5 protein-coding genes are annotated in these 5119 nt (G+C 43.8%); 1 reads left to right on the top strand and 4 read right to left on the bottom strand.

The features are described 5' to 3' along the window. From IH879_19310 to IH879_19295, 4 genes are all read right to left on the bottom strand, one after another. Positions 1–1044, bottom strand: a 1044-nt coding sequence (locus tag IH879_19310) for a HAMP domain-containing protein (GenBank protein ID MCH7677076.1), incomplete at its 3' end; no start/stop codon positions are given. 145 nt (positions 1045–1189) lie between these two features. Then, the gene (locus IH879_19305; protein ID MCH7677075.1) at positions 1190–1615 is read right to left on the bottom strand and encodes a hypothetical protein; all 426 of its coding nucleotides are present in this window, start codon (positions 1613–1615) and stop codon (positions 1190–1192) included. Between the two features lie 36 nt (positions 1616–1651). Beyond that, positions 1652–2806, bottom strand: coding sequence for a porin (locus tag IH879_19300; protein MCH7677074.1), 1155 nt, complete (start codon positions 2804–2806; stop codon positions 1652–1654). A 140-nt stretch (positions 2807–2946) separates the two neighbouring features. Further along, a complete protein-coding gene (locus IH879_19295) occupies positions 2947–3831 on the bottom strand; it encodes an ROK family protein (protein ID MCH7677073.1) in 885 nt (294 codons plus the stop codon). Between the two features lie 125 nt (positions 3832–3956). Between IH879_19295 and IH879_19290 the strand changes: the two genes are divergently transcribed. Continuing rightward, the gene (locus IH879_19290) at positions 3957–5015 is read left to right on the top strand and encodes a carboxypeptidase-like regulatory domain-containing protein (protein MCH7677072.1); all 1059 of its coding nucleotides are present in this window, start codon (positions 3957–3959) and stop codon (positions 5013–5015) included. Positions 5016–5119 lie beyond the last annotated feature (104 nt).

The following is a 5119-nucleotide window of genomic DNA, read 5'->3' as shown; positions in this document are numbered from 1 at the left end:
TAAACTTTTTACGATGGCAGCGATGCGATTCCCGGCGGTTAAAATAACGCCAACACTTTCTTTAAGAATCTTAGTGGTTTTCTGAAGCTGCTGATTTTTATTAGCCACTAATTCAATTTTATCAACACACCGGCTCACGACGTCGGCGGAAGCATTTACGGCGCCAATCGGATTGTTAATTTCGTGGGCGACTCCCGCAACCAGATCACCCAGCGACGCCATTTTTTCTTTCATCAAAAGCTGTTCCTGAGTTTCTCTAAGCTCGCGCATGGCATTCTTAAGTTGTTTGTTTTGCGCCCTCAGCGTGTCGGCCTGTTTTTCCATTTTCTCTTTGGCTATACCCAAGGACGTTGTCATTTGGTTAAACGATAGTGCAAGATTGCCAATTTCATCCTTGCTTGGCATATCCAACCGTACAGCGAGGTCGCCCTTAGCAACCTTGCCGGCGGCTTGTTCCAGTTGTTGCACAGGCCTGATAATGGACCGAGCCAACCCGGCTGCGATAAAGACAGACAACAGGATCGTGAAGATATAAAGACTGATCATAATTTTGTGGGCAGATTGATAAGTCATATCAGCTCGTTTAGCAGCATCAAAAGAGTCTTGTTTGTTGACACTTACAAGTTCGATCAGGTCGGCACTTAAGTCGTTGAACACCTCTTGTGCCTCGCCATTCAGTAGAGCAATCGCTGCCTCATTTTCATTATTACTGATAAGTTTCAAAATTGTCAAACTCAAATCTTGATACTGATCCCATTTCTGATCGAATTCAGAGTAAAGCGCGCGTTCATTTTCAGAATAGAGGTGTCGCTCCTCAGAAGAAGCCTTGAGCATTTCATAGGTATCACGATTCTCATTAATCTCATCAAGCAAAGAAATCATTGTAATTGCCAGCTTCTCTTTTCTTGCTGCATCGGTGACAAAAGCATGCTGCAATTGAATGATGCGTAAGTTAGCTGTGTTGAAATTGATGTCTGAGATAGCGATAGCTCTTGGCAGCCAACTTGCCGTCACTTCGTCAATTTCAGCTTTTATTTCAGCCATTTTTCTTGCTGAATAAACATGGACCCCCGCCATGATAATGAGGATTATAGCGAAGCCAATCCCCTGTTTCGTACCGAGTTTTAGATCTTTTAATTTGATGGTGATTCCTGATGGATTGAGTAATCTTTAAATTTACCAGACTCTGTTACTTTTCTTTTTCGATCAAGGAGAGCGTTTTGACATCGCCGGTTGCTCGTCTTTGACTCACAAACCCGATTGCTCCCGGGGTTGAAGCGACTTTCTTCAATAACTCATCCTCAGATCTCATCGATAAAGGAGGATCCCCTTCACCCGACAGCATCATTTTCAACCAGATGGATTTCATGCGAGATGGGCTCTTACCCAAGAACTTGTAAAACGCTTTCTTTGTGTCACCCCTGGGTTTGAGGTCTAGTATCACCACTGGTTGCCCGTCATGCCATTTCTTTATGTCACCGGTATAGAAATCAAGTAACTCGGACTTCTTAATCGTATCAACTGGCACTGATTTGTGTGCGATCACCGCCACTTGTGAAAATGAGGTCTCTGGCCAGCTGAACAGAAACAATAGGGTTACAATCGCGATTTTCATTTTATTTTTTCTGCTGATAATTATAGAAATCTCGATTTAAAATAATACGGAAACAGCAAGCGCAAAAACGCTGAAATTGTCTTCTATTCTTGTGACCACACCATCTAACAGTCTTTGTTCCTCATGGTCAAGTTTGACCCGGGCAAACTGAGCTTTAAGCCTGACTCGGTCCATCATGTTGTAAGAAGCGCCAAAGGTTGTAACTTTGACATCTTCATCTTCTTTTTTTCTCTCATTTGGAAGTGCGGGTACTGCCGCATGGGAATCTAACAACCAGTAACTGCCATAAATAAAGAGCGCTTCTGTAAAATTATAGCCTAAAGTGGCATAATAGAAATCGAGATTTCGTTCCAACTTTGGATTGTCTTGTTCAAGACTCACTTTAATAAATTCACTTTCAAAAGAAAAATTGGCAAAGTTATAAGACAGATCTCCCCCGAAACGTATCTTAGGGATTGCGCTTAGTTCGGTACGCCGTATGTTAAGTGAATCCGCCAGAACCTCTGCTGAATTGTCCTTATCATAGGTCGCCGAAAGACCCAATTTTAGGTCGCCATAGCGCCAACCCAACCGGCCGCCTAAGAGAAATGTGGCGGTGGTGTCGACACCGGTTTGGCCGCGGCTGGGATCATTGCTTATGTTTGGACTGTTGCCAACATAAACCGCATAGTCAAATTTCGCTTCGCCAGCCGGGAAAAACCCGTAAGCCTGGGCAAACGCCCGGACAGGAGTCAACACTTCGATTGGAATGAATTCGCTAAATGATGTTTCATAGGCTAACGGCCTGATAATATAGGGCAGCAATGGTGTGCGATTCTTAATCTCATGGAGATTGTTGAATCTAGGCACGAGTAAGCCGAGCTTCAAGTTGAACCTCATGTCGGCTCTGTATTTTACCCAGGCTTCTTCGAGATTAAACGAGCCCCATTGTCGGCTGGACGAAAAGTTGTTCAGGAATTCAAAATTGACAAACGCAGTCCAATTGGCGCCAAGGTCTTTTTGAAAAAGAAGATTGAGTTGTTGTAAGCTGAAGGAATTCTGTTTCGGTCGCTCCTGGAAGGCTGTCCACTGCTGGAATGAATCCTGAAAGTAGCCAAATATCCGCAAGGGTTTTTCTTGAGACTGAGCACCAGCGCTGGCGATGGCAAGAAGTAAAAAGCAAAGAATTAGAGTTCTTTTAAGAATTTTCATTTTAATCATTCTAAAATGGATTCTGATTATCCCCACTGGGTGCAAGATACAAGAGTTACCCCACCAAGAAATTAAGACTTTTAAAATGAAGTGCAAGTGAAAAGGATTTTTCAAAGGAGGAAAACTTTTGGAGACGATTTTTAACATCCAATCAGCGCCGCGCCTATCACTCCGGCAGAATCGCCAAGTTTGTTTTTTACAATAGGGGTCATCAAACCACCACTGAAAATAAACCGTTCAACTTGTTTCACACCTTCGGTATAAAGCTCGTCGATGTTAGATAATCCACCGCCAAGAACAACAATATCCGGATCCAGAATATTAATTAAGTTCGCCATTGCCCGCCCGAAATTCTCAAAAAACGTTTGCATAAAGCTCACTTCCGGTTCCTGACCGTTACGGAATTTCTCAGTAATGACCTCAAACGTGAGCCTTTCGCCAAAATGCATTTCATAAAGCCGCTGCAAACCACCGCCACTAATCAAAGTTTCAATGCAGCCGCGCGAACCGCACCAGCATTCTGGCCCCTGCGGATCGATTGAGCTGTGGCCCCATTCGCCGGCGATGGCTTGCAGTCCGGTTAACACCTCGCCTTTATGAACAATGCCGCCGCCGCACCCGGTTCCCATGATGACACCAAACACCAGGTCTTTGCCGGCTGCGGCGCCAGTGGCTGCTTCCGCAAGTGCAAAACAGTTGGCGTCGTTTTGGATTACAATTTTTCTATTCAACAGGTGTTCAAGGTCTTGCTTTAAAGGCTGGTTATTCAGGCATTGCGTGTTCGAGTTTTTCAAAAGGCCGGTCAGCGGGGAAATGGCTCCGGGGGTGCCGATTCCGAAAGTATGGCTGCTGCCCCTGATTGCAGCGACCATATGCTCATAGAGGCTTTTGATGCTATTGAGGATGTGAGTGTAGCCTTTTTCCTGCTCGGTGGGAATTCGCAGGCGGAAAATTTCTTTATTGCGGGCATCTAAAATAATGCCTTCGGTTTTAGTACCGCCGAGGTCTATGCCAAGTTTCTGCATTTTTGGTTAAATTAAAAATATATATTTTAAAAATAACTAAAAAAATGATGAAGACAAATAATTTCTTGCATAAATTGCGGAGAATCGCTAAATTTTTCATTCACAACAAAAAAAGAGGGTGGGATATGGTTAAAAAATCAATCGCACTGCTTATCTTCTGCTTTTATGCACATGCAGCAAGTCCGCAAGACTTAACTGGCATCTTGGAAGGAACTGTTCTAAGCGTCAAACCCCAAACTGCTCTGCAAAACGCAAACGTTGTTCTCGTTGAATTGAATCTTGGTGATGCAACTGACACTAATGGCAATTTTAGAATTGAAAAAATCCCTCCTGGCAAATATGAACTCGCTGTTTCTTTAATTGGCTACAAAACTTACCTTCAGGAAATTCAATTCCAACCCGGACAAACTTTGAATGTTACTGTTGAACTTGAAGCAACTGTCCTCGAAGGTTCGGAGATTACGGTTGAAGGTCAACGCGCTGAAGATATCCGGTTTGAGATCACACCACCAACATTCAAAGTGACACCCCAAAAAGTTGAATGGATGCCTGGAGCGCTGGAAGATGTTATGCGCACAGTTGTGAGCCTGCCCGGAGTACAGGCCACTAGCGATTTTTCAAACCAATTTATTGTCCGGGGTGGCGGGCCTAACCAAAACTTGATTTTGCTCGATAACGTCGAGATTTACAATCCCTATCGAAATAGCGGCATGCCAAGTCTGATCAATCCGGTGATCGTGCAGGATGTCCATCTTTATGCCGGCGGCTACCCAGCGCTTTTCGGCGATCGCCTTTCAGCCGTTCTGATAATCAACACCCGAGAAGGCATCTCGGACAAATGGCTTGGCGGTAGAGTTGGTGTGAATCTGGCAAATGCAAATGGTGTTAAATTCGAGAGATGGATAAGCAAGGAAGAACGAAGGTTTGCCAATGTAGGAACCTTTGCAGTAAACTATGCCAAAGAAGTCCTAAAGGCTGATAAGATTTTCTTAGTGGGTTTTGAGCATGACGGGGTATCAGAGAATGAAAAAATATTCGAGTATTGGCAGTATGACTTTTGGTACTTTATTAGACAATGGCCTAAAGAACTGATAGTAAACTGCACAAATGGTGGGGCATTATACTATGAAGATTATATCTTAGATGCAACATTAGATAGTTTGGTGATAGAAGATGGGAACTAATCTAAACTCTCAAGGTGATCTAACAGTATCCCAAAGGGAACACGCTGATGCATTGGGTATGCATCGTGAAGAATTCAAGCGACAACTTTTACAGAGATTACAAG

Source organism: candidate division KSB1 bacterium (assembly GCA_022562085.1).
GTDB lineage: Bacteria > Zhuqueibacterota > Zhuqueibacteria > Oceanimicrobiales > Oceanimicrobiaceae > Oceanimicrobium.
Note: the sequence above shows the minus strand (reverse complement) of the source record. Positions and strands in the feature narration are given on the sequence as shown.